The sequence below is a fragment of the Jidongwangia harbinensis genome, from assembly GCF_020216025.1.
Classification (GTDB): domain Bacteria; phylum Actinomycetota; class Actinomycetes; order Mycobacteriales; family Micromonosporaceae; genus Actinoplanes; species Actinoplanes harbinensis.
Genome location: NZ_JAIWNC010000054.1, coordinates 21,967 through 47,449, shown reverse-complemented (window position 1 = coordinate 47,449; position 25,483 = coordinate 21,967). Strand labels below are relative to the sequence as shown.

Genomic DNA, 25,483 nt, shown 5'->3' with positions numbered 1-25,483 from the left:
GGCGCCGCCGCCCGCCCCCGACCACTACTTCGCGACAGCAGACTCACAGCTTGAACACCTTCCGAGGTTGGCCGCTCACCAGGTTCACGGCGATATCGGCCGCCTCCGGCTCACCGATCCGGTGTTCGGCGACCAGACGCGCCAGGAAGCCCGCGTCGACACGACGAGCCATGTCGTGCCGGGCCGGAATGGAACAGAAGGCGCGGGTGTCGTCGACGAAGCCGGACGTCCGCGAGAACCCCGCGGTCTCCGTCACGGCGGCCCGGAACCGTCCGACGGCGTCCGGGGCGTCGAGGAACCACCACGGGACGCCGACGTACACCGACGGATAGAACCCGGACAGCGGCGCGAGTTCGCGCGACCACACCGTCTCGTCGACCGTGAAGACGACCAGGTGAAAGCCTGGGCGAGTGCCGAAGCGTCGCAGCAGCGGCCGCAGCGCTTCGGTGAACTCGACGCGAATCGGGATATCGGCGCCGACGTCGGCACCGTACCGTTCGGCCGTCGCAGCATGGTGGTTGCGCCGCACTCCTGGGGGCAGCGTCATGACCAGTCCGTCGTCGCACGACATGCGCGCCATCTCCAGCAGCATGTGCCGCCGGAATGCGGTCGCTTCCGCCGGCCCGGCGTTGCCGGTCAAAGCCGCCCGATAGATCCGCGCAGCCTCGGCCGGCTCAAGCGGATCGGTCCGTACGTCGGCGTGGCTGTGGTCCGCCGAGACCGCGCCGTGTGCGACGAAGTACCGGCGCCGCTGCTCCAAGGCCCCGACGTAGCCGGCGTAGTCGCCCGTGCGCATCAAGGCCCGGCTGCTCGGGCACTTCGGCACGGTGCCCGGACTGGACCTGGTGTGTGGGTCCACGCCAACCGGCAGATCGTCGCCCGCGAACTGGACGCGGTGTTCGTGGCGGGCCCCGGTCACGGCGGACCGGGCCCGAATGCCTGCGCCTGGCTGGAGGCACCTACTCGGAGCTCTACAGCCACATCTCCCGGGACGCCGGCGGGATGAAGGCGCTCTTCGCGCAGTTCTCCGCACCGGGTGGCGTGCCCAGTCACTGTGCGCCGGAGATTCCGGGGTCGTTCCACGAAGGCGGCGAGCTGGGTTACTCGCTGCTGCACGCGTACGGCGCCGCGCTGGACAACCCGGCACTGACCGTCTTCTGTGTCATTGGCGACGGCGACGGCGACGGCGAGGCGGAGCCGGCCCCCTGGCGGGCAGCTGGCATGCAACAAGTGCCTCAATCCGGCCCGCGACGGCGCGGTGCTGCCGATCCTGGCGTAGAACGAATACAAGGTCGCCAGCCCGGCCATTCTCGCCCGTATCCCCGAGGAGGACTTGCTGCAGCTAATGCGCGGAGACAGCTCCGCGCCGCGGATCGTCGCCGGTGACGATCCGGCCGCGGTGCACCAGCGGTTTGCGGCAGTCCTCGACGACAGTATGGAGCGGATCGCCGGGATCCAGCAGGCCGCGCGGGACGGCGGCGACGGCCGCCGGCCGGCGTGGCCGATGGTCGTGCTGCGCACCCCGAGAGGGCTGGACCTGTCCGCCCATCATGGACGGGCGGCAGGTCGAGGGTACATTCCGGGCTCATCAGGTGCCGCTGCCCGCAGCCCGATCCGACGAGGCGCACCGGCAGTCCTGGAGCAGTGGCTGCGCTCGTACCGTCCCGAGGAACTGTTCGACGACGACGGCCGCCCGGTCGCCGCAATTCGGGACGCCGCGCCGACCGGGGACCGGCGGATGAGCGCCAACCCGGCGACCAACGGCGGCATCCCGCTGCGCGACAACACTTAGCCACCCGGGTGCTCGGCGGCTGGCTGCGCGACGTCACCGCGGCGGACCCGACCAACTTCCTGCGTTGAGTACGGCGGTGTTCACGGTGGACCTCTGGCTGAGCTTGCTCGCGGATAATCGAGTCCGCCCGGCAGACGAGGCGCTCCTCTGTTTGAGTTAAACGGTCGCCATCCATCCACGACCGAGTGATGGCGGATTCTTAACCCTGATGTAGAGATAGTGGTAGCCGGAGCGCTCGATCGAGGCGAGCACTCCGGCCAGCACGTTGGTCTGCCCTCCACAGCGCGAGAGCCGCGCTAGGTAGCGATCCGGATTTGGCCGAAGCTAACCCATCGGCCTGCCGGGCTGTCGCAACGATGCCTGCGGCCACTGTCGCATGCGGATAAGCGGTGCGTGAAGCGGACATCCCTCGATTGGGAAAAGGTCTGCGCTTTCGCAGCATCGAGACTGTTGCGGCGCGGCATGACTCTCGCCGATAATCGAATATCCCTACGGTGGTCGGCACTGCGTCTCAGTCGAGGGCCATGATCCGTACGTCCTGTATCGCGCTCGCCATCATGTGCAACCGCTGCATGGGAACGTAGCGGCGCAGCAGGGGAAGCTCGTCTCTTTCCTGATGCGCGGCGTGGTCGAGTAGATCGCCGGACAAAGCCGCGAACCTCGCATCGAAGTGAGGGTGCTGGACCCCGAGCCGACTGAGTTCGCTGAGCGACCGTTCAAGGTCTTCGCCCTCAGCCTCACAAGCGAGGGCGATCATGTCGCCGTCCGGGCCGCTGTTGCGAGCAGCTGGGTGAACGACGGCGAGCTTGCCGAGCTGGTACAGATGGACAGCTTGTCGAAGGTCGGCGAGCAGGTGCTTCTTCCGATCGTGTCCGGCCCGCTGTACGTCGGTGTACAGCTGTCGGATGTGTTCGTGCTCATGACGCAGGACGTCGACGATGTCGGGGGAGGTCACTACCTGAAAAGCTTGCATGGCTTACCTCTGGCGTGACGGAAGGGCGCCGGGGTCCAGGGCGGTGACCCGCTTACAGTACCCGCACAGGGCGTGATCGGCGCAAAGCGTGACCTGCCATCGGGTGGGCTCCGGGGAGGGCTGATGGCACGTATACGTGGCTCCGAGAAGTCAGTGGATTGGCGGGCTCGAACAGCAGGATGTCGCCCGCTTCCGGAGGCTTCGTTACGTTTGACCCCGAGGCACCTGGTGGCGCGTTAATGACGCCTGCCGCAAACGCCGCCGCAGCGGAGCGAGCCTAGATCGCGCCCGAGGCGCCGAAACGTCGCCTCCTTCGCCGGGCTCGGTCGACTCGGCCGCGCCTGGCTTCTCGTGGGAATCGGCGATGCGCTGGACCGACCAGCACGGCTGCTACACCCAGCTGACCATGTCATCATGTCGGAGATGTCCGGACGGCGCCTGGCCCAACCTCCACACGAGCGCCGGCCCCTGACCCAGTGCTCTGATTGTCCTGCTTCAGCACGGCACTACCCAGGCCCTCGACGGGGACATCGCCTTCATCGAGAAGCCGTTCACCGCCTCGCCGACCCGAGGCAGCGAGCCGGTCGCGCCGTCGCGGTTACTCGCGCAGGCAGACCGAACGGTTCGACAAAGGCGATCTAGCGCCGCTGCAACGCGGTCCGCACGCGGGCGGTCAGGCAACGACGCCGAAGCCGCCGGTCCAGGAGACTTTCTCGCGGGCGGCGAGGGTCAGCTGGAGGAAACCGATCGCTTCGAGTTCACGGGCCCGACGCAGCGCGCCGGCGTCGATGGCGCGCACGCCGCCGGCTGCGATCATCCCTGCCAGCAGTGTCTTGGCGTCGGTGTTGTCGCCGGCGATGAGCACGGTCGTGGGCAGTTCGCCGACCCGCCCGGAGGCCAGGGTGGCCGCGAAGGTGGTGTTGAAGGCCTTCACCACGCGTGACTCGGGCAGCGCGGCGGCGATCTCCGACGCGGCTGAGCCGTCGGCCGGGACGGTCAGGGAGTCGAACGTCTCGAAGTTCAGCGGGTTGGTGATGTCCACGACGACTTTGCCGGTGAGTTGGTCGGCGCGCTGGGCGATCACGGTGGCCACCGCCGGGTAGGGGACGGCCAGCACGACTATGTCGCCGGTGACCGGCCGGTTGGTGTCGGCCTGGCCGAACACCTCGACACTGTTGCCGCCGGCGGTCACGATGCCGGAGATGGCTTTGCCCATGTTGCCGTTGCCGATGATGCTCACGTGTGCCATGACTACCTCCGAGTTGCTCTGGTCAAGATTAGTTGCACTGACAACTATTTACTCCACCATAGTTGCGTACGCAAATGGTTGTGGGATTGCGTGGAGTGGTGCGCCGATTGCTGCGCAGCGCGTCCACATCAGGCCGCTCAGGATGTCGCCGACGGCGGTTGTCGCACCGGGTGGTCCAGCGTGTCGAACAGCAGGTTGAGTCCTTCGGACATGGTCGGATGCGTGAGGATGGCGTCGCGCACCTGGTGATAGCGCAAGCCCCCGAGCATGGCGACCTGGATGGTGGAAACGACCTCGCCGGAGCTGTGCCCCAGCAGGGCGGCGCCGAGGATCTGATCGGTGTCCGCGTCGACCACCGCCTTCCACGTCCCGACCGTGTCATGCAGCGTCTTGGCGCGAGGGATGGCCGCTACTGGAATCCTGGCGACCCTCACCCGGCGGCCCTGGGCGCGCGCTTCGGCTTCGGTCAGCCCTACGCGGGCGAGCTCGGGGGTGAGGAAGACGGTGTAGGGCACGAGCCTGCCGGTGGTGACGGCATCGCCGCCGGTGAGGTTGGCCCGGAGGATGCGGAAGTCGTGCCAGGAGGCGTGGGTGAACTGCGGACTGCCGGCGACGTCACCGGCGGCCCACACCTGCTCGGCGGTGGTGCGCAGGTGGTCGTCCACGGCGACGAAACCCTGATCGGTGACCGCCACGCCGGCCGCCTTGAGCCCGAGGTCGGCCGTGACCGGGGTTCGGCCGGTGGCCACCAGCAGCTCCTGACCACGGACCTCGAGCCCGTCGCGAAAGGTGACGACGACGTCCCCGTGCCCGGGCTCCCGGCGCACCGCCGTCGCGCGTACCCCGAGTCGTACGTCGACGCCCTGGCCGGTCAGGATGTCCGCTACCTGCTCGGCGACGTCCGGGTCTTCGCGGGCCAACAGCTGCCCAGGACCCTGCAACAGGGTCACCCGGGTGCCGAACGTTGCGAACATGGACGCGAACTCGCAGCCGATGTAACCGCCGCCGAGAACGAGCATGGTCTCGGGGAGGCGCTCCAGGCGCAGGACGGTCTCGGAGTTCCATATCTGTGCTTGGGCGATGCCGTCGAGCTGTGGCTGCGACGGTGTGGTCCCGGTGTTGATGACGACGTCGCGGCCGCGCACCATGCGGGTGTCGCCGCTGCTGGTCCGGATTTCCACCGTGCGCTCGGCGATGAACCGGGCGGTGCCCAGCACGAAGTCCATGCCGGAGTCGGCGAACAGCTTCTTGTGCGCGGCCACCATGCCGTCGACGACGGATTCCTTGTGCCGGCGCAGCCGATCCAGAGCGATCGAGGGTTCGCCGCCGATGTCGACGCCCATCTCGGCGGCGCGATGGGCGGCGGTCATGGCGCGGGCGGAGCCGACGAGAGCCTTCGTGGGGATGCACGCGACGTTGATGCAAGTCCCGCCGATCTTGTCCCGCTCGACCATGACCACGTTCCAACCCGCCTTGGCGCGGTCCATCGCCAGCGACTTTCCGGCTTTGCCGCCGCCGACCACCAGCAGGTCCACGTCCTCGACGTTCCGATCGTCCATCAGGCTCTCCCGTCTCCTGCCGGTCGCCGGGGCCACGGCAACGTTGATTGCACCGTCTCTGTGGACTGCGTCGCACGCACCGGTTCGCCAGTGCAGCTCAGGAACCACCATCACGGTGTGGTTTGTTGATCATCGAAAACGAGCTGCTGTCCGGAGCGGAGGCGAATTTGGAGCGGCACCTCCTACTCGGCGCGGTGAGCCGGTGATCAAGACATCGGCAACGCGTACGGTTAATTGTCATTATCCGTCTTCCGTCGCCGAGCTGCATCAATCCCATCAGGGTCAGCGTGCGCGCATCCGACGGCACGACGCGGAACGCCACCATTACCCCTGACTGACCGGCCCGCAGTCAGCCAGTGACCGGATGGTTGGCGCGGTTCATCAACTGTCGGTCACGGCGGTGTCGTAGCACAGCAGCCCACCGGGCGTCAGCCGCGCTCCGCCAGAGACGCGGTGCTGAGCGAGCCTGCCGTGGTGGTCCAGATGACAGACGGTCAGTCCGCGCGCGATGGTGAGGAAGTCGGCGACCAAGCGGCGGTGACACCGCCACCACAACGATTCGCTGCACATGATTGCCGTCGGCTCGGCCTGAAACTCGGCGGTCAGTTGATCGATGGCCTCGAGGAACTCAGTTGATCGCATGTGGCCGGCATAGGCACGGAACGCCGCGACCTTCCACCACGAATCCGGGGACTCGGTGTCCAGCCGGCGCCGCCCGCCAAGGCGTTCCTCATGGCGGTAACTGATTCCGCATGCCGGCAGCCACTGCACCAACCGGTCCCGGGACACGTGCGGATGAGCCCGGCTGCCGGGATAGCGGCGAACGTCAGTCAGTCGACGCAGGCCCGCCCCGCGGAACAGCGTGACGAGCTCGTCCTCAGTCGCCGTCCCGTGTCCAACTGTCATCAGCAGCGTCGCCATGATGTGTGGTTTCCTCGTTCTCCGCATCGACGCCCGGCACGGTCGTCGACACTGACCGCTGCGGGTAGGTGGCTTGGCTACTGACATCTCTACGGATGGTAAGCGGATGAAGCGGGTTGGTCTTGATTTGGTGACACCGCCTGTCCAGTGCGAATGACTGCGACGGGAAAGGCGGCGTGGTGCAGTACGGATTGGCTGGTGAAGCCGAGCAGCAGGCCGGTGAACCCGCCACGGCCGCGCGACCCGACGACGATCAGGTCGGATTCGGCGGAGGCGTCGATGAGCGCCGGTGCGGCGCCGCCGATGCCGAGTTCAGTTGTCAGGTCGATGTCCCGGCCGTGGCGGTGGGCCACGTCGACTGCCGCGGCCAGGGCGGCTTCGCCGGCCTGCGCGGCATAGGTTGCGGGGTCGGCGATGGATGACGGCGTCGCGGCGGCCAACGACATCGACGGTACGGGTGCCGGCAGATCGTAAGCGTGCAGGAGCCGCAGGCGTGCGCCGGTCTGCCGGGCGCGGGTGGCGGCCCACTCGACTGCCGTGTCCGAATGGGGAGAGCCGTCGATTCCGACCACGATCAGCGAGTTGCCCATTGTGTACCTCTCTTGATGGCTTGGTGAGCGCTACGCGTCATGCTGCACCGCTTCCCTGGCGCACGTTGGCGTCCGGGTCCTGCCTCGGTGTACGGGTCGGAGCGTGGACCCCTCTCGGTTTCGCCGCTTCGGACACGCTTCTATGACGGTCGTAGACCAGCCACGGTCGCGAACACGGCGCCTTGCTCGAGTCCACGCAGGACAGCGGGGATGACAGCGAGGTCAACCACCGCGCTGATGACGACCACGGTGTTCGGGCGGTGTGATTTCATCGGAACTCCCTCGTCTGGGTCGTGGTGTATCAGGGGTCGAAGGGGTGGGCGCTGAACGGGTGCGTACGGCCGACCCGGGAACGGGCCAGCTTGGTGTCGTCGAAGTCGTGGTCGAGTTTGTCGACCACCGACACCACTCCGGGGATCTCCGAGACCAGCCGCACCGTGATGGCCGCGGTGGTGCGCCGGCCCACGGCGCCGGTGAGCGTGGCGACTCCGTCGCTGACAGCGGCGCGTACCTGTCCCGGTTCCATCGACAAGGTCCGGCGTAGGACGCGGTCCTCGATGTCCCGGCGGATCGTGTCATCGGAACGGGTGTGAAGCCGCACCAGGTCGGCGCGGGACAGGACACCATCGAGGCGGCCGCGGTCGTCGGTGACGATCAAGCGCTTGACGTTGCTGTTCGCCATCGTGCGGGCCGCCGTCGGTAGTGATGCCCGTGCGGAGACCCGCACCGCTGGACTGGTCATCAGATCACCGGCGCGCGGCGGCGTTCCGGGTCGGGCGCGTCCGGCGTACTGCGGTCGGGCGGGCACCTTCGTTATCAGGTCCGCCTGCGATACCACTCCGAGTACCCGGCCACCCTTGTCGACCACCGGCACGGCGCTGATCCGGTGTTCGGTCAGCAGATCGGCCAGTTCGCTGACCGAGGTATCGGTGGTCGCGGTGACCACATCTGTCGTCATCACGTCGTTGGCTCGCCATCGCGGCATGGTGTGTCTCTCCTGTCGACGGGCAGCGGTTGCGCAGGGTCGCCGCGGCTGCCCGGCTTCCATACCTCCAGCATGCTCGCCGACTGTCGGCAGGGTCATGGCCACTGACGGCGAGGATCGTCGAGTTTGGTTGCCGGACATCGGCACTAACCATGCGTCAGCCGTGACCTCTGGATCGAAGGGCTGTCCAGCACGACGAGGGCGGTGCGGGCGCGCGTGGGTTCGTCCGGTCTGGGGCTCGGATGGGCGATGCGGTAGACCAAGGCTATGCCTGATCCGTCTGTGCTGCTGGTGCTTGACCTGGCGGGGACGTTCGCGTTTGCGTTGAACGGTGCCCTGACCGCCGTCCGCGCGACACACGTGGACATCGTCGGGTGATCACCCTGGGCATGATCACCGCGGTCGGTGGGGGCATTGTCCGCGATGTCTTGCTGGGTGCTCTGCCGCCGGCGACGTTCGTCGACTGGCGCTACCCGGCCGTGGCGGTCGGTGGAGGATTGACCGTGTTCCTGTTCAGCCGTTGGTCGGGCCGGTTTACCAGGGCGATCGACCTTCTTAACGCGGCAGGGCTGAGCTTGTTCGCGGTCACCGAGGCGGCCAAGGCGGTGGAGATGGGCGGTGGCCCGGCGCAGGCGATCATCCTCGGGGCGATCACCGCGGTGGGCGGCGGAACGCTGCGGGACGTACTGATCCGGCGGGTCCCGGGCGTGCTGAGCCGGGGACTGTACGCGATCCCGGCTCTGATCGGCGCAGCGCTGGCTGTTGCCGCCGACGGCGGCGGTGTCCACCATGTGCTCGGCGCCCCGGCGGCGCTCTGCGCGGCCGCGGTGTGCTTCCTGATCCGGGTGGTCGGCCTGCGGTTCAGTCTCGACGCGCCGAAATCGCCTGGTACCGGCGCGAGCCGTCGCCGGCGTCGGGCGGTGACGATGGATAGCGGGACGAGCCAGGCGAGGGCGGCGACGACCAGCGCCTGGGCTCCGGTGTCCAGGGTGGCTGCGGCTCAGGGCAAGGGTGGCCGGCAGCTCGGCTGAGCGAACGCACGGAGTGCTGACGGGCACCTCATGAGTCAGAATGTGGTGGCCCGGCGATCGGCCGGCCACCGCGGGGACGGAGTAGGGCGGTCCGATGGCGCGGACGAGGTCGCAGCGGTGGATCAGTACTTCCTGGCCATTGGCACAGCAGAGCGCAGCGGCGGTCGTGGCCTGGCTGGTAGCGGTGCGCGTGGCGGGCCACGCGCACCCGTTCTTCGCCCCGGTCGCGGCGGTCATCGGGCTGAACGCCACGCTGGGACGCCGTGGGTCGAACGCGGTGCGGTTACTGGCCGGAGTGCTCATCGGTGTAGCGGTCGGAGGGGCGGCGGTCTGGCTGGCAGCAGGCAGCGCCTGGACCTTGGCGGCGGCGACATTCCTCGCCATGCTGCTCGCACGGACGGTGGACGACGCCCGGATCGTACGAGCGCAGGCAGCCGTTGGCGCAATCCTGGTCACCGTACTCGGTCACCCGCAGCAAGGATGGGACCGGCTGGTGGACGCCGTCATCGGGGCTGCGGTCGCCCTGACGTTCAGCCAGCTGCTGTTCCCTCCAGAGCCACTGCGGTTGCTCAGACGCGCGGAAGCCACTGTGCTGTCGAGCTTGGCAGACGGCCTCCGGATGACCGGCGACGCAGTCGAGCACGCAGACCTAAAGCGTGCGGAGGCCGCCACGACGAAGCTACGAGACCTGCGGGACGAGCTTACGGCGCTGGGCACGACTCGGATTGCCAGCGACCGGATCACGGGCACGCGCCTACGTGGCGGCGGCGGGCCAGCCTGGTTGTGGCGGAGCGGGAACGCGCGGACCACCTGGATCTTCTGGTCGGCAGCTGCCTCATGCTGACCCGTACGGTCACGGTGATTCACGGGCCCCTCCGCGCCCGGCTCGTGGGCACCGTTCGGGACTTGGCGGCCGCGATGGACAATCTCGCCGAGGACCCAGGAGACCAGAGCATCCGGCGGAACGTCACCGAGCATGTCGCCGATCTGGTGACGTGGCTGATCCAGCACGGAGGGCAGGTTCCCGCACATTCCGCGCTCGCCGCCGCGTACGCCGGCATCCGGATGTTCGCCGGGGACGTGATGGTCTTCGCCGGGGTCAACCCGGAGGAGGCGTTCAGTGATGCACCTCCGACACGGCGCGACGACTGAGTGCGCTGGAGGCCTGCACGGCTTTCCGGGGGCTAGGGTGACTGCCATCAGAGGTGACCCCGGAGCCCCGGCGGGACTGGGCACATCCCGGCGTGGACCTCGACGAGCTGAACTCCGCCCACGAACGCGGTCTGCCCGGCTCAGCAGTCCGCACACGTGGTGAGAAGTTCAAACGACGATGTACCCAGTTCGCCGACTCCAAAAAGAACGCGACCCGAACAAGTGCGCGCGACAGGCCGAAGCGGTCAGCGACGGCTGCGCACACGCCCGCGATCATCATCCCTGTCGAGCGTCCGTGTAGGACGAGCTGAGGATGGGTAACTGTCAGCGACGCGGCGGGTCGATGGCGGCTGCGGGCCCGGCGTCGTCTTGCCCCTACCGGAACCGGAGCTCAGGCAATGGACGTACCCCTTTTGGTCTGGACGTTCACGATCGCCGGCATCGCCGGTCTACTGCTGTTCGACTTCGTCTTCCACGTACGTCAGGCGCACATACCGACCCTGGCGGAGGCGGCCCGCTGGTCGGCCGTCTACGTCGGCATCGCAATCCTGTTCGGCATCGGCACGTGGATCTTCGGCGGCACGACCATGGGGGCGGAGTACTTCGCCGGGTACGTGACCGAGAAGGCGCTGTCCGTCGACAACCTGTTCGTGTTCCTCATCATCATGACGAGCTTCAAGGTGCCGCGCGCCGACCAGCAGAAGGTTCTGCTCTTCGGCATCGTGTTCTCGCTGATCGCCCGGACCGGGTTCATCTTTCTCGGCGCGGCGCTGATCAATTCGTTCGCGTGGGTCTTCTACCTGTTCGGCCTCATCCTGCTGATCACCGCGGGGAACCTGCTCAAGCCGGAGGGGGAGGACAGCCACACCGCGGACAACATCATGGTCCGGCTGGCCCGGAAACTGTTCCACACCGGCGACACCTACGACGGCGACAAGCTGTTCACCGTCCGGGACGGCACGCGGGTGATGACCCCGATGCTGCTGGTCATGGTGGCCATCGCCGGCACCGACCTGCTCTTCGCGCTGGACTCCATCCCGGCCATCTTCGGGCTGACCCAGAACGTCTTCATCGTCTTCACCGCGACGGCGTTCTCGTTGCTCGGCCTGCGTCAGCTGTACTTCCTCATCGACGGGTTGCTGGACCGGCTGATCTACCTGAGCTACGGTCTCGCTGCCATCCTCGCGCTGATCGGTGTCAAGCTCGTCCTGCATGCGATGCACGAGAACAACGTGCCGTTCATCAACGACGGCCGGCCGGTCCCGGTGACCGAGATGGGCACCGGCCTGTCGCTGAGCCTCATCCTCGGCATCCTCACGGTCACCATCCTCGCGTCGATCTTCAGTGCCAAGGGCCGTGCCCAGAATGCGGTGTCCGCGGCACGGCGCCATGCCACCGAGTACCTGGAGATCGAGAACGACCTCGTCCGCCGGGAGGAGATCTACGCCAAGCTGGTGGGCGAGATCGAGGTGATCAAGAGTTTGCCGGAGAAGTACCGTGCGCGGGTCCGCGAGGAGGAGAAGCTGATGGCGCTGCTCTACCGGGCGCGGGACACGCACGCCGCCGACTCCTACGCCGAACGCTGACGCTCGGGTGGGAAGCGAGCCTGGTAGACCGGCCGGTACCGGTCGTCCAGGAGCGTGACCAGGCTGAGCAGCAGGATGAAGAAGAGTGTGTTGGCGCGGTTGAGCTGGCCGCCGCCGAGCCGGAGCAGCTGGCCGCCCAGCACGAGGAGACCGGCGTTCATCAGTAGGCGGACGCCGAATGCTGCAAGCAGTGACTCCAGGGTGTGTGCCCCGCGGGCCGCCCACAATGCGACCGCGGCGTTGACGACGACGAAGACGGTGACGCCCAGGAACAGCTGGGTGTCGGTGGACTGCCGTCCTGGCAGCACCTGCCCGTAGATCACGGCCAGGAACCCGACGAGCACGACCTTCTCCGCGGTGGCCACGGACAGCAGCCGTCCCCGTGCCGCGACCCAGCGGCTCCGCCGCGCAGCTGTGCCCATCCCGTGGGGGAGCGGATCCGCCGTGATGCGCCAGGGCCAGTCGGGAGCCGGCATCCGTGGCCGGACCGCAAACCACGTTATCAAGGCCAGACAGACGACGGATGCGAACAGGGCGGTCGCCCTCAGCGGGTGTTGTTGTACCAGGTCCGTCACGTCGAGCTGGGCGATGTGGATCCAGTACTCTTGGGGCAGCTTCACGCAGACCCAGATGCCCGCCGCCGTCGTGATCCACGACGTGGCCCGGCGGCGGGCCGGGTCCCACCGCAACCGGACCAGCTCGTACGCGATAAAGAAGTACTCGAAGGTGTTGGGGAAGATCAGTAACAGGGGCCGCCACTCAGTCAGCTCGAACGCCATGACGCCGAGAAGGCGGTAGAAGAACAGGAACCGGCCGACGGCGACGGCCGGCCGGCTGACCCAGTTGCGCATGGTCGACAGGTAGGCGATGGCAAGGTAGTACACGTCCATGGCCTTGTCGTAGCCCTGATATCCGGGCGGGTCGAAGCCGAACGACTGGAAGATCGTCTGATCGATGCCGTCCAGGACGAGCGCGGCGACGATGGCCGGTAGGGGATACCGCGGAATGAGCAACGGAATCAGGAACCTCGCGCCGACCACGGCGAAGAGGACCGTTGTCATTGCGGTCACCGGGTGGCCTCCTCGGCACGCGATACGCTGGCACTCGCCGGGGAAGTGGCACTCGCCGATCGGCGGCGCCGTGATCGAGGAGGCCGAACGTGCATCCCGGCGGCCTGGATCTCAGGAGGTACTGATCGCCTGCGGCGTTCAGCAGCCACGGATGCCGGGGTGAAGGCTACTCGATTTCCCGCTGGCGACGGCTTCGTCTTGCCGAGCTCGATGATTTCGGCGGCCCCGCCGGACAGGAGTCCTGGTCGCGTCCTGGGAGAAGCCTTTGATCTGGCCGAAGGGTGAGCTTCGTTGGCAGCGCCAGCTCGTGGCGAGCGGTACGTACATCGACCAGAGCCGCCCCGTCATAGCTGAACGCCTCACGCAACGCGCCCTCCAGCTCGTCGGGCTTCTCGACCCGCGCGCCGAACATGCCCGCGGCGCCGGCGATAGCGGCGAAGTCAGTATCGATCAGCTCGGTTCCGAAGGTGACAATGCCGGCCGCCTTCATCTCCAAGTCCACGAACGACAAGGCGCCGTTGTTGAACACCACGATCTTGACTGGCAGCTTGCGCTGGGACAGCGTGAGCACCTCTCCGAGCAGCATCGGCAAACCGCCGTCCCCGGACAGCGCAATGACCTGCCGCCCGAGATGGGCGTAGGTGTTCTCGGCGTCTCGTCAGGAGTTGATCCAGCCCTACACCGGTCCGCGGCCGCAGACCGGGCGAACGCGTCGATGCGGGTGTCGTCCGCGTGGCCGTCGCGCAGTATGCGCTGCACCGCGGCGCCCAGATGTGCGGGCCAGCGCGCTGCCGTCGAACCGCCACCACGATCGTCCTCATGACGAGCTCTAGTTGTTCTGTCCGGTGAGGTTGGGAACGCGGCTGGCGGGTGGGCCGCCGACGGCGGAGTGGTGTCGGTGGTGATTGTAGGTGTGCAGGAATCGGGGTAGGGCTTTCCTGCGTGCGTTCTCGCTGGTGTAGGGCTTGGTGTAGGCCCATTCGTCGGCAAGGGTGCGGTGGAAACGCTCGACTTTGCCGTTAGTTTGTGGACGGTACGGGCGGGTTTTCTTCACCGTGACACCCAGCTCGGCGCAGGTGGTGTGCCAGACCCGGGACTTGTAGCAGGAGCCGTTGTCCGACAGCACTCGGCTGATGGTGACGCCGTGGTCGGTGAACCAGGCATGCGCGCGGCGCCAGAACCCGGCAGCGGTCTCCTTCGTCTCGTCGCCGAGGATTTCGGTGTAGGCCAGCCGTGAATGGTCGTCGAGGGCGGTGTGCAGGTAGGCGTAGCCGAGCCGGGCACCGCCGTAAGTGTCGGTGGTGTGTTCGGCGGTGGCGGTGCGGTTGAGTTTGCCCTGGGCGCGGCCCTGGGTGCGCCAGCCGCCGCCGTCGGGGATGTTGCCGAGCTTCTTGACGTCGACGTGGATCAGGTCGCCGGGCGCGGCGTGTTCGTAGCGGCGGACCGGCTCGGCGGTGGCCCGGTCCAGGTGTGCCAGACGGGCGACGCCGGCCCGGCGCAGGATCGCATGGCAGGTGGAGGCAGGTAGGCCCAGGCGCCAGCCGATCCGGACCGGGCCGAGGCGCTTGCTGCGGCGTAGGTGCAGTACCCGGCGTTCGACCGGGCGGGGCGTGCGGTTCGGGCTGCGATGCGGCCGGCTGGACCGATCCGTCATGCCCGCGCGGGCCCGTGCGTGCGGTAACGGTCAGCCCAGCGTTTCGCGGTCGTGGCACTGACCTGGAAGCGTTCCGCGGCCCGCCGTAACGGCCACCGCTCGTCGACGACGCACCGGGCCAGCCGCAATCGGCCACGTTCGGTCAGGACAGCGTTAGCGTGGGGCACGAGGACCTCCTGGGTGTGGTGTGGAACTGTCGCAAGCTCCACTTCACCTGGAGGTCCTCACCCGTTTCAGGACTTCCGACGCGTTACCAACGTCCGTGGACAGAACATCTAGTTACGCCGTGACGGTGTTCAGCGGGCGAGCCAGGCGAGTGCGGCGACGACCAGCGCCTCGGTTCCGGTGCGCAGGGTGGGCTGGAGCACGGGAGCGAATGCCGCCGAGTGGTTGACCGGGATGTCTTGGGCGACCCGGCCGGTCTCCTCGGCGCGGCGGTATGTCTCGGCGTCGATCCCGCCGATGCACCAGTACGTGTAGGGGACGCCGAGGGCGCGGGGGATGTCGCTGAAGTCCTCGCTGGCGGACTGCGGCCCGATGAGTCCGGCGCGGTCGGCGAAATGGTCCGCGAAGGCCGCGGCGACCCGCTCGGTGGTCGCGGCGTCGTTGTCGGTCAGTGGGAACCGGTCGAACAGTTCGAACTCGGGTTCGCGTGGTGACCCGGAGGCCTGGCACTCCGCGGTCACGATCCGGCGGATGGCCGCCAGCATCGTGTCGCGGGTGGTGTCGCGGTAGGTGCGCAGGTTGAGCAGCAACTGCGCGGAGTCTGGGATGACGTTGCTGGTGGCGCCGGCCAGGATGCTGCCGACGGTGAGCACGGCCGTCTCGGTGGGCGGCACCTCGCGGGCCACCACCGTCTGCAGCCGGACCACGATCATCGCGGCCAGGACCACCGGGTCGACGGCCGCTTGCGGCATGGATCCGTGTGCGCCGCGGCCGTGGACGATGATCCGCATGCTGTCCGCCGCGGACAGGACCGGGCCGGTGTGCGTGCCGACCTGGCCGGCGGGCAGGGGCATGACGTGCTGGGCGAGCGCCACGTCGACACTGGGGATGATGGCGGCCAGGTGGTCGTCGACCATGCCGCGGGCCCCGTCGCCGGTCTCCTCCGCGGGCTGGAACAGGGCGACAAGGGTGCCGTGCCAGGCGTCCTGCTTGCCGGCAAGCAGGCGGGCGGCGCCGAGCAGGCACGCCACGTGGACGTCATGTCCGCAGGCGTGCATCACCGGGACGTCGTTGCCGTCGGCGTCGGTGGCGGTGACCGCGCTCGCGTAGGGCAGGCCGGTGCGTTCCCGGACCGGTAGGGCGTCCATGTCTGCCCGGAGCAGCACCGAGGGGCCGGCGCCGTTGGTGAGGATCCCGACCACGCCGGTGCCGCCCACACCGGTGTGGACCCGGAACCCGGCCCGGCGCAGGCCGTCGGCGGCCGCCTCCGCGGTGCGGTGTTCCTGGTGGGACAGCTCGGGGTGCCGGTGCAGGGAGCGGTAGAGCTCCTCCTGTTCGGCGCGCAGGCCGGCCCAGCCGGCCAGTACGGCAGACGCGGCCGACGAGGTGGTCACGATGCCCCCTCGCCGCTGGAGGGGCGGTGTTTCGTTGGCGGCAGGGGGCTGGGCTGCGGCACGTCCGCCAGGTGGTCGACGAATCGCTGCATCAGCGCCGCGAGGGCGCGCCGGTCGGGATCCGGCCAGCTGTCGAGCGCGTTGTCGAACAGGTGCACGCCTGCCTGGTCGATGTCCCGGAGCGTGCGGTGGCCGTGGTCGGTCGTGGTGAGCAGGGCGGCGCGTTTGTCGCCGGGGTCGCCCTGGCGGGCGACGAGGCCGCGGTCCTCGAGCCGCCGCACCTGCGGCGTGACCGTCGATTTATCGACGCGCTGCCAGGAGGCGAGGTCGGAGACGCGGACCGGGCCGTGGGCGGTGATCGTACGGAGCAGGATGACGTCGTTGGGGGACAGGGCATGCGCGGCGGCGCCGAGTAGTGACCGGCGTACGTCGCCGCGGTGCGCCCACCGCATCAGCCTGGTGAACGCATCCTGGACCTGCTGGGCGGAGGTGCGGTCCTGCTCCATGTGGCTCATCGTACCCCATAGGTGGTTTGCACCAACCAACTACTTGGGATATGGTTGGGGCATGCCAACGATATGAAGGGAAGGCGAACAGACCATGGTCCCCACGGCGACCTTGATCCTCCGCACGGACCGCACCGACGACCACGTCTACCGGCTCGGCGAGTTCATGTCCTACCGCGACGCCGAACGAGTGGTGGACCGGCTGTCCGACGTCGGCTTCCCGGTCGAACGAGTCCGCATCGTCGGCACCGGGCTGCACAGCGTCGAACAGGTGATGGGACGCCTGACCAAGACCCGGTCGACCCTGCTCGGTGCCGCGCTGGGTGCCTGGCTCGGCATGCTCACGGGCCTGCTGCTCGGCCTGTTCGTGGCCGGCGCGGCGTGGCCCGCCATGACGCTCGGTGGTCTGCTGATCGGTGCCGCCGCCGGCGCCGTCGTCGGGTTCGTCAACCACTGGGCCACCGACGGGCGTCGCGACTTCGCCAGCACCACCGCCATGCACGCACAGAAATACGCTGTCGAGGTCGACAGTGCCCACGCCGTCGAAGCGGTCCGCGCGCTGGACCGGAACTGACCGGAGGCGTGATGGAACTGGAGCGGGCCGCACTGCCCGGACTCGGACTGTCGTACACCCTCGGCACCGCCGAGGGACAGCGCATCGGCGTGGTGGCGCACCTTGGCGGCCGCCGGGACCTGGTCTCCTACGACCCGGTGGACCCTGATCGGGTCCTGCACACCGTGGCGCTGGACGAGACCGAGGCGCGGACCGTCGCCCAGTTGCTCGACCTGCCGATCGTGGTGGACCAGGTGACCGAGCTGACGGGTGGCCTCGACGGGGTGGAGACCGTGCGCATCCCGGTCGCGGCCGGTTCGCCGTACTGCGGGCGCCGGCTGGCCGACACCCGCGCGCGTACCCGCACCGGCGCGTCGATCGTGGCGGTGGTCCGGGACGGTCACGCGTTCCCGTCGCCCACACCCGATTTCGAGTTCCGCGGCGGCGACCGGGTCGTGGCCGTCGGAGACGCCGCGGCCGTCACCGGGCTTCGCGATGTGTTGATCAACGGCTGAGCGCATGCCGGCCCCGGCCGGTAGGTTACTTACCTGGGGGTGGGTACTCCAGGCGACCGAGAGCCGTCGGCAGGCAGGGGGAGGATCACGCATGCTGATGCTGCTGGCGGCACATCTTTTCGCCGCGTTGCTGGCTCCGAGCCTGGTGCGCCTGCTCGGATTGCGGGCGTTCTATGTGCTGGCCGTGGTGCCGGCCGCCGGGCTGGGATGGGCGCTGACCCACACCGCCGCGTTGCGCGACGGCCGTGCGGTCGCCGAGACGTACCCGTGGGCCGGGCAGCTCGATGTGGACGTCGCCCTGCGGATGACCTCGCTGTCCTGGCTGATGGTGCTCCTCGTCGGCGGCGTGGGCGCGCTCGCGCTGATCTACTGTGCCCGGTACTTCGCGCCCGGCGAACCGGACCTGGGCCGGTTCGCCGGGGTGTTCGTCGGGTTCGCGGGCGCCATGCTCGGCCTGATCGTGTCCGACAACCTCGTCGTGCTGTATGTCTTCTGGGAGCTGACCACCGTTTTCTCGTACCTGCTGATCGGGCACGACCCGACCAGCCGGGCCAGCCGGCGAGCCGCGCTGCAGGCCCTGATCGTCACCACGCTGGGCGGGCTGGCGATGCTCGTGGGCATCATCATGCTCGGCGAACACGCCGACAGTTACCGCTGGTCCCAGGTGGCCTCGGCGCTCCCGGACGGTGGCTATCTGGCGGTCGCGGTGGTCCTGCTGCTGCTCGGCGCACTGTCCAAGTCGGCGATCTTCCCGTTCAGCTTCTGGCTGCCCGCGGCGATGGCCGCCCCGACGCCGGTCAGCGCCTACCTGCACGCCGCGGCGATGGTGAAGGCCGGCGTGTTCCTTGTGGGACTGCTCGGGCCGGTGCTTGCCGGTGTCGCGCCGTGGCGACCGGTCGTGCTGGTCGCCGGCATCGTGACCATGCTTTTCGGCGGGTGGACGGCACTGCGTCAGCACGACCTGAAGCTGCTGCTGGCGTACGGCACGGTCAGCCAGCTCGGTCTGCTGACGGTGGCGCTGGGCGCCGGTTTCCGGGACGCGGCGCTGGCCGGCGCGATGATGCTGCTGGCCCACGCCATGTTCAAGGCGGCGCTGTTCTTCGTGGTGGGCATCATCGACCACGCGGCCGGCACGCGCGACCTGCGGGAGCTCAGCGGCCTGCGGCGTTCGGCGCCGGCGGTGTGGGTGGTCGCCGTGCTCGCCGCGCTCTCGATGGCCGGTGTGCCACCACTGGCCGGGTTCGTCGGCAAGGAGGCGATCCTCGAAGCATTTCTCGGTGGCGATCCCTGGGAGTGGGCGGTGCTGGCCGGGGTGGTCTGCGGGTCCGCGCTGACGGTGGCGTACACGCTGCGTTTCCTCTGGGGCGCCTTCGCCGACAAGCCCGGGGTCGCGCCGCCGGCGGTCCGTCGCGTGTCGTGGTCGTTCCTCGGTCCGGCGGCGCTCCTGGCGGTCGCGGGCCTGGTGGCCGGGCTCGCCGCGTCGGCGCTCGACGGCCTGCTGGCCGGGTACGCCGACACCTATCCGGACACCGGCGGTTACCACCTCGCGGTGTGGCACGGTGTCACCCCGGCACTGGGACTGTCCGCGTTGGTGCTGGCCGGCGGCGCCGCGGTGTTCGCGATGACCGCGCGGACGCTGTGGTGGCGGCGGGTGCGGTTGCCGGTGGACGGGGGAGTCGGCTACGACCGGGCGACGGGCTGGCTGGGGCGGCTCGCGGTCGAGGTCACCGGCGCCACCCAGCGCGGCTCGTTGCCGATCTACCTGGGCACGATTCTCGTCGTGCTGGTGCTGCTGGGCGGCGGTGCGCTGCTGGCCGGCTGGCCGCTGCCGGGGGAGTTCCGGCTGTGGGACACCCCGCTGCAGCTGGTCCCGTCGGCCGCGCTGATCATCGCGGCGGTATTCGCCACCCGGGCGCGGCGCCGGCTGGCCGCGGTGGTGCTGGTCGGCGTGACCGGGTACGCCACGGCGATGCTGTTCATCCTGCACGGCGCTCCCGACCTGGCGCTGACGCAGATGCTGGTGGAGACGTGCACGATGGTGATGTACGTGCTGGTGCTGCGCCGCCTGCCGGGACACTTCTCGGTGCGGCCGCTGGTGGCCAGCCGGCGGATCCGGGTCGCCATCGGCGTTGCGGTCGGCGCGGTGGTCTCCGGCCTGGCCTACGCGGCCACCGCGGGCCGTCAGGCCGTCGCCATCTCCACCGGCTTCGCCGAGCCCGCCGTGTCGTACGGCGGGGGACGCAACGTGGTGAACGTGACCCTGGTCGACATCCGGGCCTGGGACACGATGGGCGAGATCTCGGTGCTGCTGGTGGCCGCCGTCGGGGTCGCCAGCCTGGTGTACGGCGGCGGGTCGCGGCGCATCCCGCGTGGCGCGCGCCGTCCGCTCCTGCCGACTCCGCCGCGCGGCCAGGTGTGGCTGATGGCCGGGCACACGCTCGACGCCGGCCTGCGCTCGCCGATCCTCGAGGTGGTCACCCGGCTGGTGTTCCACACCATCGTGCTGTTCTCGATTTACCTGTTGTTCGCCGGTCACAACGCACCCGGCGGCGGGTTCGCCGGCGGCCTGGTCGTCGGGCTGGCGCTGGTGCTGCGGTACCTGGCCGGTGGCCGCAGGGAACTGGACGTGGCGGCGCCGGTCGACGCCGGTGCGGTGATGGGCGCCGGCCTGTTCGTCGCGCTGGGCACCGGCCTGACCGCCGCGGTCGCCGGTGGTGAGGTGCTGCAGAGCACCCTGCTGGACTGGCATCTGCCGGTGCTCGGCCACGTCCACTTCGTCACCTCGATGATCTTCGACGTGGGCGTGTACCTGGTGGTCATCGGGGTGGTGCTGAACATCCTGCGCAGCCTCGGCGCCGAGGTGGACCGCCAGGAGCAGACCGAGCGGGACGCGGCAGCCCGGCGCGAGGAGGAACTGGTATGAGCCCGAATCTGCTGCTGGTGATCGTGGTCGGTGTGCTGTTCGCCGCGGGCGTCACGCTGCTGCTGGAACGCAACCTGACCCGGGTCATCCTCGGCATCACGCTGCTGGGCAACGGGGTGAACCTGCTGATCCTGCTCGGCGGCGCCTACGGCGGGCCACCGATCGTCGGCGTCACCCCTGAGCCGCAGATGGCCGATCCGCTGACCCAGGCGATGATCCTGACCGCCATCGTGATCACCCTGGGCATGACCGCGTTCCTGCTGGCGATGGCGTACCGCAGCTGGTTCCTGACCGGCCACGACGACGTCCAGGACGACGTCGAGGACCGGCGGATCATGGCGCGGGCCGAACGTGACCAGGGCCTGGAGGATGAGGACACACCGGAGTCCGAGAATCCGGCGGTCGAGGATCCGGCCGCCGAGGACGCCGCCGTGGAAGGGGCGCCGCGATGACGTGGCTCGTCCCGCTGCCGGTGATCATGCCGCTGCTCGGCGCCGCCCTGACGTTGCTGATCCGGCGGCGCCCGAACCTGCAGCGCACCGTGAGTGTGCTCGTGCTGAGTGCCACCCTCGGGGTGGCGGTCGCCCTGCTGGCGCTCACCGCGGGCGGTGACCCGCTGGTCGTCACGGTCGGCGGATGGCCGGCACCGCTGGGCATCGTGCTGGTCGCCGACCGGCTCGCGGCGCTGATGCTGGTGGTCTCCGCCGCGGTGACGCTCTGCGTCCTGGTGTACTCGATCGGCCAGGGCCTGGCTGACGGCGACGGCTCCACTCCGGTGGCGGTCTATCACCCGGCATACCTCATCCTGACTGCCGGCGTCACCAACGCCTTCCTGGCGGGAGACCTGTTCAACCTGTACGTCGGCTTCGAGATCCTGCTCGCCGCCAGCTACGTGCTGATCACGATCGGCGCCACCAAGAGCCGCATCCGGGACGGCACCACGTACGTCGTGGTCAGCCTGTTGTCGTCGTTGATCTTCCTGACCGCCATCGGCCTCATCTACGCCGCCACCGGCACCCTGAACCTGGCGCAACTCGCCGGTCGGCTCGACGCGCTGCCCGACAGCCTGCAACTGGGCCTGCAGAGCATGCTGCTGCTCGCCTTCGGTATCAAGGCGGCCGTCTTTCCGCTGTCCGCCTGGTTGCCGGACAGCTATCCGACCGCCATCGCGCCGGTCACCGCGGTCTTCGCCGGCCTGCTCACCAAGGTCGGCGTCTACGCGATCATCCGCACCCAGACGCTGCTGTTCCCGGACGGCCCGGCCGCCGACATCGTCCTGGTCGCGGCGCTGCTCACCATGACGGTCGGGATCCTGGGTGCGGTGGCGCAGTCGGACATCAAGCGCCTGCTGTCGTTCACCCTGGTCAGCCACATCGGATACATGCTGTTCGGGATCGGGCTCGCCTCCAGTGCCGGGCTGTCCGGGGCCATCTTCTACGTCGTGCACCACATCATCATCCAGACCACGCTGTTTTTGGCCGCTGGGCTGATCGAACGCCGGGGCGGCACCACGACCCTGGACCGGCTCGGTGGACTCGCGCGCCTGGCGCCCGTACTCGGCGTGCTGTTCTTCCTGCCCGCGCTGAACCTCGCCGGCATCCCGCCGTTCTCCGGCTTCCTCGGCAAGCTCGGGTTGCTGCAGGCCGGCGTCGCCGACGGCGGCGCGCTGGCCTGGTTGCTCGTCGCCGGCAGCGTGGTGACCAGCCTGCTCACCCTGTACGCGATCGGTCGGGTCTGGAACCTGGCGTTCTGGAGCAGCCCTCGCGCCGGGACGTCCGCCCGGACCGCCGCCCGGGGGCGGGTGCTGCCGCGGCTGATGGTGGGTTCGACGCTCGCGCTCGTCCTGCTCGGCACCGGACTCACCGTGGTCGCCGGGCCCTTGTTCGACGTCACGACCCGGGCGGCCACGGAACTGCTCGACCGGGAACCGTACGTGCGCGCCGTGTTCGCCGAGGAGTCGCCATGAACAACGACGCCGCCGCGCCGCCTGCGGTGCCGGTCCGGTCCCGGTGGCGGGACCGGGCCGTGGCGGTGACCGTGCTGGTCATGGTGTGGATGCTGCTCTGGGGGGTCTTCTCCTGGGCCAACCTGATCAGTGGGCTGGCCGTCTCTGTCGTCGTGCTCGTCGTGTTCCCGCTGCCGCCGGTCATATTCGCCGGGCGCCTCCGCCTCCTGGGGCTGCTGCACTTCGCCTGGCGGTTTCTCACCGACCTGGTGGTCGCGAGCGTGCAGCTGGCCGTGCTGGCCTTCCGGTTCGGCCACCAGCCGCGTAGCGCCATTATCCGGGTGCCGCTGCGGGTTCCGTCGGATCTGGTGCTCACGCTGACCGGCGAGGCCGTGTCGCTGGTGCCCGGCAGCCTGATCGTGGACACCGACCAGGCCTCCACCACGCTGTACATCCACGTCATCAACGTGGCCGACCGCGCCGCGGTGGAAGCGTTCCGCCGCAACGTGTACGAGACCGAGGCCCGGATCGTGCGGGCGATCGGTTCCGACGCCGAGATCCGGATGCTGGATCACCCGGTCCCCGCCGGCAAGGGAGAACTCACATGATCGTCGTTGGGGTCACCGTGTCCGCGCTGCTGTGCGCGGCCGTCGCGCTCGTGCTGGTACGCATCGTGCGCGGGCCGACCACGCTGGACCGGATCGTGGCCGTGGACGTGCTGCTCGCCATCGTGATCTGCGCGATCGCCGCCGAGGCCGCCTACACCCGCGACGCGACGTCGCTGCCGATCCTGGTCGTCCTGTCGATCCTCGGCTTCATCGGCTCGGTCAGCGTCGCCCGGTTCTCCCCACGGAGCAGGCGATGACCGCCGACCTCGTCGCCGACATTCTCGCCGGTACCTGCCTGATCTCCGGAGCGCTGCTCAGTCTCGCCGCCGGGGTCGGCCTGCTGCGCTTCCCCGACCTGCTCTCGCGCATGCACGCGGCCACCAAACCTCAGGTCCTCGGGCTGCTGCTCATCCTCGCCGGCACGGCGCTGCGGCTGCAGAACACCATCGACATCACGACCCTGGTCCTGGTCGGCGTGTTCCAGCTTGCCACCGCACCGGTCGCCGCACACATGGTCGGGCGGGCGGTGTATCGGGCCCGGCAGGTCCGCACCGACCTGCTCGTGGTCGACGAACTGGCCGGCGACCGCGCCGGCGAGGCCCCAGGCCCGGGCGACCGAGTGGTGTAGCTACCGATTAGGCAGCGACTCTGGTGACACGGCCTGTCCGGTGCGAATGACGGCGACGGGGCAGGTTGCGTGGTGCAGTACGGCCTGGCTCGTCGAACCGAGCAGCAGGCCGGCGACACTGCCGCGCCCGCGGGAACCGACGACGATCATCGCCGGTTCGGTGGCGGCTTCGAGCAAGGCTTCCACCGGCGTTCCGGTGATGAGGCGTTCGTCGACCGGCACGCTCGGGTGCTGTCGCCGGCAGTCGGCCAACGCGTCGGTGAGGACCTGTTGTGCGGCGTCGTGGTACTGAAGTCGGGTGTGGTCGTCGGCCAGAGCCACCGCGGCGGCGTCGGCGAGCCCGGTCGGGAGGGGCAGGCTCCAGGCGTGCAGGGCGATGACCGCCGTGCCGAGGCGGTGGGCCTCGGCGAACGCGAAGACCAGCGCGGTGTGTGCGGCCTCGGACCCGTCGACACCCACCACCACCGGGCCTGCGGCAGGTAGCTGGTCACTGACCACGACGGTGGGGCAGTGGGCGTGGGCGGAGACCTGGATGCTGACGGAGCCGAGAAGCACACCGGTGAACCCGCCGCGGCCGCGCGACCCCACGACGAGCAGGTCGGATTCGGCGGAGGCATCGATGAGTGCGGGTGCGGCACCACCGATGCCGAGTCGAGTGGTCACGTCGATGTCGTGGCCATGGCGGTGAGCCACGTCGACCGCCGCGGCCAGGACGGCTTCGCCGGCCCGCATGGCATGCGTTGCCGGGTCGGCGGTGAGGGGCGGCATCGGTACCGCCAGGGGCGTCGTCGGCACGGGAATCGGCAGGTCGTATGCGTGCAGGAGCAGCAGGCGGGCACCGGTCTGCCGGGCGCGCGTGGCGGCCCACGTGACCGCCGTGTCCGAATGGGGTGAGCCGTCGACTCCCACCACGATCAGCGGGTGGTTCATCGCTTACCTCCCTTGTCGGCGAAGTCGTGGTCGAGATTGTCGACAACGGACATCACCCCGGGGATCTCCGAGACCAGCCGCACCGCGATAGCCCCGGTGGTGCGCCGGCCCACCGAGCCGGTGAGGGTGACGACCCCTTCACTGACGGAGGCGCGTACCTGACCCTGCTCCATCCACCGTGTTCGGTCCGGGACGCGGTCTTCGATGTCCCGGCGGATCGTGTCATCGGAACGGACGGGCGGTGTTGCCGCCGCCGACCGGGAGGGCACCGTGATGATCGGCATCGACGAGGCCTGCAGCAGGCGGTTGGCGACGCTGCCGAGCAGGAGTTTGACCACTGATCCGTGCCGTCGGCTCCCGATGACCAGCACGTCAGCATGCGCAGTGCCGGCGAGATCCAGGATCTTCCGTGGGACGTTGCGGGTGGTGGTCTCGGACGACAGTAGAGTGGCGTGGAAGCCGTCGTCCCGCAATCGCCGGACCGTGTGGTGCAGTGAAGCCAGCACGGCGCTGTTGTCCTCGGCCAGGAACCCGGACCTGCCGATGGTGATCTCCTGGACATGAATGATCACCAGCTTGCCGCCGGTGGCCCGCGCGAGGCCTTCTGCGATGGGCAGCGCCTCGGTCGCCGACGCGGATCCGTCGGTGGCCCAGGCGATGGTCGTGAACACGGCTCCTCCTTGGTGGGTCAGACCTCCTCACTGAGCGGAGGAGTCGCGGCGCGGATCGGTGTTGGGCACCATGCACATCCGTT

The 25,483-nt window shown here is 69.1% G+C and carries 28 protein-coding genes and 1 pseudogene; 14 read left to right on the top strand and 15 right to left on the bottom strand.

The features are described 5' to 3' along the window. Positions 1-43: 43 nt before the first annotated feature. Positions 44-796, bottom strand: a complete 753-nt coding sequence (locus tag LDL48_RS39470) for a glucuronate isomerase (protein ID WP_225260300.1) — start codon at positions 794-796, stop codon at positions 44-46. A gap of 206 nt (positions 797-1,002) precedes the next feature. On the opposite strand from LDL48_RS39470, the gene LDL48_RS45425 reads away from it, so the two are divergent. After that, complete coding sequence (locus LDL48_RS45425) at positions 1,003-1,386, top strand: phosphoketolase family protein (RefSeq protein ID WP_255630208.1); 384 nt, start codon at positions 1,003-1,005, stop codon at positions 1,384-1,386. Then, complete coding sequence (locus LDL48_RS45420; protein ID WP_308016547.1) at positions 1,334-1,792, top strand: phosphoketolase family protein; 459 nt, start codon at positions 1,334-1,336, stop codon at positions 1,790-1,792. The genes LDL48_RS45425 and LDL48_RS45420 overlap by 53 nt, the downstream gene beginning before the upstream one ends. Before the next feature lie 511 nt (positions 1,793-2,303). Here LDL48_RS45420 and LDL48_RS39460 read toward each other — a convergent pair. The 6 genes from LDL48_RS39460 to LDL48_RS39435 form a co-directional block, all read right to left on the bottom strand. Then, on the bottom strand, positions 2,304-2,747 hold the full coding sequence (locus LDL48_RS39460) for a hypothetical protein (RefSeq protein WP_225260299.1): 444 nt from the start codon (positions 2,745-2,747) through the stop codon (positions 2,304-2,306). 691 nt (positions 2,748-3,438) lie between these two features. Further along, a complete protein-coding gene (locus LDL48_RS39455) occupies positions 3,439-4,014 on the bottom strand; it encodes an NADPH-dependent F420 reductase (RefSeq protein ID WP_225260298.1) in 576 nt (191 codons plus the stop codon). Positions 4,015-4,151: 137 nt separating this feature from the next. Then, positions 4,152-5,549 carry a dihydrolipoyl dehydrogenase family protein gene (locus tag LDL48_RS39450; protein ID WP_225260297.1) on the bottom strand — a complete coding sequence of 466 codons (1,398 nt, stop codon included), beginning with the start codon at positions 5,547-5,549 and terminating at the stop codon, positions 4,152-4,154. A gap of 405 nt (positions 5,550-5,954) precedes the next feature. Next, positions 5,955-6,494 (bottom strand): DUF488 domain-containing protein, encoded by a 540-nt coding sequence (locus LDL48_RS39445; protein WP_225260296.1) that lies wholly within the window; start codon positions 6,492-6,494, stop codon positions 5,955-5,957. 89 nt (positions 6,495-6,583) lie between these two features. Continuing rightward, positions 6,584-7,084, bottom strand: a complete 501-nt coding sequence (locus tag LDL48_RS39440) for a universal stress protein (protein ID WP_225260295.1) — start codon at positions 7,082-7,084, stop codon at positions 6,584-6,586. 301 nt (positions 7,085-7,385) lie between these two features. Continuing rightward, positions 7,386-8,069 carry a CBS domain-containing protein gene (locus LDL48_RS39435; RefSeq protein ID WP_225260294.1) on the bottom strand — a complete coding sequence of 228 codons (684 nt, stop codon included), beginning with the start codon at positions 8,067-8,069 and terminating at the stop codon, positions 7,386-7,388. Between the two features lie 374 nt (positions 8,070-8,443). On the opposite strand from LDL48_RS39435, the gene LDL48_RS39430 reads away from it, so the two are divergent. The 3 genes from LDL48_RS39430 (at position 8,444) to LDL48_RS39420 (ending at position 10,252) form a co-directional block, all read left to right on the top strand. After that, positions 8,444-9,100 carry a trimeric intracellular cation channel family protein gene (locus LDL48_RS39430; protein ID WP_225260293.1) on the top strand — a complete coding sequence of 219 codons (657 nt, stop codon included), beginning with the start codon at positions 8,444-8,446 and terminating at the stop codon, positions 9,098-9,100. Positions 9,101-9,266: 166 nt separating this feature from the next. Then, positions 9,267-9,944 carry an FUSC family protein gene (locus LDL48_RS39425; protein ID WP_225260292.1) on the top strand — a complete coding sequence of 226 codons (678 nt, stop codon included), beginning with the start codon at positions 9,267-9,269 and terminating at the stop codon, positions 9,942-9,944. 62 nt (positions 9,945-10,006) lie between these two features. Continuing rightward, on the top strand, positions 10,007-10,252 hold the full coding sequence (locus LDL48_RS39420) for a hypothetical protein (RefSeq protein ID WP_225260291.1): 246 nt from the start codon (positions 10,007-10,009) through the stop codon (positions 10,250-10,252). Here the strand turns inward: LDL48_RS39420 and LDL48_RS45285 are convergent. Beyond that, entirely contained in the window at positions 10,218-10,532 is a 315-nt protein-coding gene (locus tag LDL48_RS45285) for a PspC domain-containing protein (RefSeq protein WP_372472292.1), read from the bottom strand. The genes LDL48_RS39420 and LDL48_RS45285 overlap by 35 nt on opposite strands. Positions 10,533-10,650: 118 nt before the next feature. Here LDL48_RS45285 and LDL48_RS39410 point away from each other — a divergent pair, with 118 nt between their 5' ends. Beyond that, positions 10,651-11,838 (top strand): TerC family protein, encoded by a 1,188-nt coding sequence (locus LDL48_RS39410; protein ID WP_225260290.1) that lies wholly within the window; start codon positions 10,651-10,653, stop codon positions 11,836-11,838. On the opposite strand, the gene LDL48_RS39405 is transcribed toward LDL48_RS39410, so the two are convergent. From LDL48_RS39405 to LDL48_RS39385, 5 genes and pseudogenes are all read right to left on the bottom strand, one after another. Continuing rightward, a complete protein-coding gene (locus LDL48_RS39405) occupies positions 11,823-12,899 on the bottom strand; it encodes a hypothetical protein (protein WP_225260323.1) in 1,077 nt (358 codons plus the stop codon). The two genes, LDL48_RS39410 and LDL48_RS39405, sit on opposite strands and share 16 nt — an antisense overlap. 175 nt (positions 12,900-13,074) lie before the next feature. Continuing rightward, positions 13,075-13,524: a thiamine pyrophosphate-dependent enzyme gene (locus LDL48_RS39400; protein ID WP_225260322.1), complete on the bottom strand. Its 450-nt coding sequence runs from the start codon at positions 13,522-13,524 to the stop codon at positions 13,075-13,077. 213 nt (positions 13,525-13,737) lie between these two features. Further along, positions 13,738-14,729, bottom strand: a pseudogene (locus tag LDL48_RS39395) (IS481 family transposase). Between the two features lie 129 nt (positions 14,730-14,858). Then, a complete protein-coding gene (locus tag LDL48_RS39390; protein ID WP_225260289.1) occupies positions 14,859-16,121 on the bottom strand; it encodes an amidohydrolase in 1,263 nt (420 codons plus the stop codon). After that, on the bottom strand, positions 16,118-16,627 hold the full coding sequence (locus tag LDL48_RS39385; protein ID WP_225260288.1) for a MarR family winged helix-turn-helix transcriptional regulator: 510 nt from the start codon (positions 16,625-16,627) through the stop codon (positions 16,118-16,120). The genes LDL48_RS39390 and LDL48_RS39385 overlap by 4 nt, the downstream gene beginning before the upstream one ends. 112 nt (positions 16,628-16,739) lie before the next feature. Here LDL48_RS39385 and LDL48_RS39380 point away from each other — a divergent pair, with 112 nt between their 5' ends. From LDL48_RS39380 to mnhG, 8 genes are all read left to right on the top strand, one after another. Then, positions 16,740-17,201 (top strand): general stress protein, encoded by a 462-nt coding sequence (locus LDL48_RS39380; RefSeq protein WP_225260287.1) that lies wholly within the window; start codon positions 16,740-16,742, stop codon positions 17,199-17,201. 11 nt (positions 17,202-17,212) lie between these two features. Continuing rightward, positions 17,213-17,695, top strand: coding sequence for a cation:proton antiporter regulatory subunit (locus LDL48_RS39375; protein WP_225260286.1), 483 nt, complete (start codon positions 17,213-17,215; stop codon positions 17,693-17,695). Positions 17,696-17,786: 91 nt separating this feature from the next. After that, complete coding sequence (locus LDL48_RS39370) at positions 17,787-20,618, top strand: Na+/H+ antiporter subunit A (RefSeq protein WP_225260285.1); 2,832 nt, start codon at positions 17,787-17,789, stop codon at positions 20,616-20,618. Beyond that, complete coding sequence (locus tag LDL48_RS39365) at positions 20,615-21,070, top strand: Na(+)/H(+) antiporter subunit C (protein WP_225260284.1); 456 nt, start codon at positions 20,615-20,617, stop codon at positions 21,068-21,070. The genes LDL48_RS39370 and LDL48_RS39365 overlap by 4 nt, the downstream gene beginning before the upstream one ends. After that, on the top strand, positions 21,067-22,584 hold the full coding sequence (locus LDL48_RS39360; RefSeq protein WP_225260283.1) for a Na+/H+ antiporter subunit D: 1,518 nt from the start codon (positions 21,067-21,069) through the stop codon (positions 22,582-22,584). Before LDL48_RS39365 ends, LDL48_RS39360 begins: the two co-directional genes overlap by 4 nt. Next, positions 22,581-23,171: a Na+/H+ antiporter subunit E gene (locus LDL48_RS39355; RefSeq protein ID WP_225260282.1), complete on the top strand. Its 591-nt coding sequence runs from the start codon at positions 22,581-22,583 to the stop codon at positions 23,169-23,171. The genes LDL48_RS39360 and LDL48_RS39355 overlap by 4 nt, the downstream gene beginning before the upstream one ends. Continuing rightward, complete coding sequence (locus tag LDL48_RS39350; protein ID WP_225260281.1) at positions 23,168-23,428, top strand: monovalent cation/H+ antiporter complex subunit F; 261 nt, start codon at positions 23,168-23,170, stop codon at positions 23,426-23,428. Before LDL48_RS39355 ends, LDL48_RS39350 begins: the two co-directional genes overlap by 4 nt. Continuing rightward, positions 23,425-23,799 (top strand): monovalent cation/H(+) antiporter subunit G, encoded by a 375-nt coding sequence (gene mnhG / locus LDL48_RS39345; protein WP_225260280.1) that lies wholly within the window; start codon positions 23,425-23,427, stop codon positions 23,797-23,799. Before LDL48_RS39350 ends, mnhG begins: the two co-directional genes overlap by 4 nt. Here mnhG and LDL48_RS39340 read toward each other — a convergent pair whose 3' ends face one another. Together LDL48_RS39340 and LDL48_RS39335 are read right to left on the bottom strand one after the other, a co-directional pair. Next, on the bottom strand, positions 23,800-24,729 hold the full coding sequence (locus LDL48_RS39340) for a universal stress protein (RefSeq protein WP_225260279.1): 930 nt from the start codon (positions 24,727-24,729) through the stop codon (positions 23,800-23,802). Next, positions 24,726-25,400 carry a universal stress protein gene (locus LDL48_RS39335; RefSeq protein ID WP_225260278.1) on the bottom strand — a complete coding sequence of 225 codons (675 nt, stop codon included), beginning with the start codon at positions 25,398-25,400 and terminating at the stop codon, positions 24,726-24,728. Before LDL48_RS39335 ends, LDL48_RS39340 begins: the two co-directional genes overlap by 4 nt. Between the last annotated feature and the right edge of the window lie 83 nt (positions 25,401-25,483).